This window comes from Bacillus paranthracis (assembly GCF_024296885.1).
Lineage (GTDB): Bacteria > Bacillota > Bacilli > Bacillales > Bacillaceae_G > Bacillus_A > Bacillus_A paranthracis.
This window is the reverse complement of sequence record NZ_CP101135.1, coordinates 85,001-87,500: the sequence shown is the minus strand read 5'-3', so window position 1 is coordinate 87,500 and position 2,500 is coordinate 85,001. Positions and strand designations below refer to the sequence as shown.

Here is a 2,500-nt window from a genome sequence, read left to right as displayed (position 1 = left end):
TTGATCCGTAGTCAAACGCTCTATCCAATTGAGCTACGGGCGCATATGGTGCCGAGGGCGGGGGTCGAACCCGCACGGTGGTCACCCACCGCAGGATTTTAAGTCCTGTGCGTCTGCCTGTTCCGCCACCCCGGCATGTCATATTGAAAATTGGAGCGGAAGACGGGATTCGAACCCGCGACCCCAACCTTGGCAAGGTTGTATTCTACCACTGAACTACTTCCGCAAGACATGTTTGAGTTATTTCATTAAAAGTGCGGGTGAAGGGAGTCGAACCCCCACGCCAAAGGCGCTAGATCCTAAGTCTAGTGCGTCTGCCAATTCCGCCACACCCGCATATTCATTAAAAATGGTGAGCCATGAAGGACTCGAACCTTCGACCCTCTGATTAAAAGTCAGATGCTCTACCAACTGAGCTAATGGCTCTTACAATAAAAACTGGTGCCGACTAGAGGACTTGAACCCCCAACCTACTGATTACAAGTCAGTTGCTCTACCAATTGAGCTAAGTCGGCTAAATGGTGGAGGATGACGGGATCGAACCGCCGACCCCCTGCTTGTAAGGCAGGTGCTCTCCCAGCTGAGCTAATCCTCCGGATTGCCTGGCAACGTCCTACTCTCACAGGGACAAGGTCCCAACTACCATCGGCGCTAGAGAGCTTAACTTCCGTGTTCGGTATGGGAACGGGTGTGACCTCTCTGCCATCATTACCAGACTGTATTCATTTAAGACAAGAATTATTGTAACTTATTTCACTTTGAAAGTCAACAAGTTTTTTATATTCTTTCAAAACTAGATAACATTTGCTACATATTATATGGTTAAGTCCTCGATCTATTAGTATTCGTCAGCTCCACATGTCACCATGCTTCCACCTCGAACCTATCAACCTGATCATCTTTCAGGGATCTTACTAGCTTACGCTATGGGAAATCTCATCTTGAGGGGGGCTTCATGCTTAGATGCTTTCAGCACTTATCCCTTCCGCACATAGCTACCCAGCTATGCCCTTGGCAGAACAACTGGTACACCAGCGGTGCGTCCATCCCGGTCCTCTCGTACTAAGGACAGCTCCTCTCAAATTTCCTACGCCCACGACGGATAGGGACCGAACTGTCTCACGACGTTCTGAACCCAGCTCGCGTACCGCTTTAATGGGCGAACAGCCCAACCCTTGGGACCGACTACAGCCCCAGGATGCGATGAGCCGACATCGAGGTGCCAAACCTCCCCGTCGATGTGGACTCTTGGGGGAGATAAGCCTGTTATCCCCGGGGTAGCTTTTATCCGTTGAGCGATGGCCCTTCCATGCGGAACCACCGGATCACTAAGCCCGACTTTCGTCCCTGCTCGACTTGTAGGTCTCGCAGTCAAGCTCCCTTATGCCTTTGCACTCTACGAATGATTTCCAACCATTCTGAGGGAACCTTTGGGCGCCTCCGTTACACTTTAGGAGGCGACCGCCCCAGTCAAACTGCCCACCTGACACTGTCTCCCGGGTCGATAAGACCCGTAGGTTAGAATTTCAATACAGTCAGGGCGGTATCCCACCAGCGCCTCCACCGAAGCTAGCGCTCCGGTTTCAAAGGCTCCCGCCTATCCTGTACAAACTGTACCAAAATTCAATATCAGGCTACAGTAAAGCTCCACGGGGTCTTTCCGTCCTGTCGCGGGTAACCTGCATCTTCACAGGTACTATAATTTCACCGAGTCTCTGGTTGAGACAGTGCCCAAATCGTTACACCTTTCGTGCGGGTCGGAACTTACCCGACAAGGAATTTCGCTACCTTAGGACCGTTATAGTTACGGCCGCCGTTTACTGGGGCTTCAGTTCAGAGCTTCGCTTACGCTAACCCCTCTCCTTAACCTTCCAGCACCGGGCAGGTGTCACCCCCTATACTTCGCCTTACGGCTTCGCAGAGAGCTGTGTTTTTGCTAAACAGTCGCTTGGGCCTATTCACTGCGGCTTTCCGTTAAGAAAGCACCCCTTCTCCCGAAGTTACGGGGTCATTTTGCCGAGTTCCTTAACCAGAGTTCTCTCGCACACCTTAGGATTCTCTCCTCGCCTACCTGTGTCGGTTTGCGGTACAGGCACCTTTTATCTCGCTAGAAGCTTTTCTTGGCAGCGGGGAATCAAAGACTTCGCTCCATAAGGAGCTTCCCCATCACAGCTCAGCCTTTACGATAAGCGGATTTGCCTACTTATCAGCCTAACTGCTTGGACGTGCACAACCAATCGCACGCTTCTTCTATCCTTCTGCGTCCCTCCATTGCTCAAACGATAAAGAGGTGGTACAGGAATATCAACCTGTTGTCCATCGCCTACGCCTGTCGGCCTCGGCTTAGGTCCTGACTAACCCTGAGCGGACGAGCCTTCCTCAGGAAACCTTAGGCATTCGGTGGACGGGATTCTCACCCGTCTTTCGCTACTCATACCGGCATTCTCACTTCTAAGCACTCCACCAGTCCTTCCGGTCTGACTTCACTGTCCTTAGAACG

At 51.7% G+C, this 2,500-nt stretch carries 7 tRNA genes and 2 rRNA genes (2 of these 9 cut by a window edge); all 9 read right to left on the bottom strand.

From position 1 onward, the window contains the following. Positions 1–43, bottom strand: a tRNA-Arg gene (locus NLJ82_RS00480) (it extends 31 nt beyond the left edge of the window). A gap of 3 nt (positions 44–46) precedes the next feature. After that, positions 47–135: transfer RNA gene (locus tag NLJ82_RS00475), tRNA-Leu, on the bottom strand. 16 nt (positions 136–151) lie between these two features. After that, positions 152–226: transfer RNA gene (locus NLJ82_RS00470), tRNA-Gly, on the bottom strand. Positions 227–255: 29 nt separating this feature from the next. Further along, positions 256–336, bottom strand: a tRNA-Leu gene (locus NLJ82_RS00465). Between the two features lie 14 nt (positions 337–350). Then, a tRNA-Lys gene (locus NLJ82_RS00460) sits at positions 351–426 on the bottom strand. 13 nt (positions 427–439) lie between these two features. After that, a tRNA-Thr gene (locus NLJ82_RS00455) sits at positions 440–515 on the bottom strand. 4 nt (positions 516–519) lie between these two features. Next, positions 520–595: transfer RNA gene (locus tag NLJ82_RS00450), tRNA-Val, on the bottom strand. A 5-nt stretch (positions 596–600) separates the two neighbouring features. Beyond that, positions 601–716: ribosomal RNA gene (gene rrf, locus NLJ82_RS00445) — 5S ribosomal RNA — on the bottom strand. Between the two features lie 102 nt (positions 717–818). Next, positions 819–2,500 (bottom strand): 23S ribosomal RNA (locus tag NLJ82_RS00440) (it continues 1,241 nt past the right edge of the window).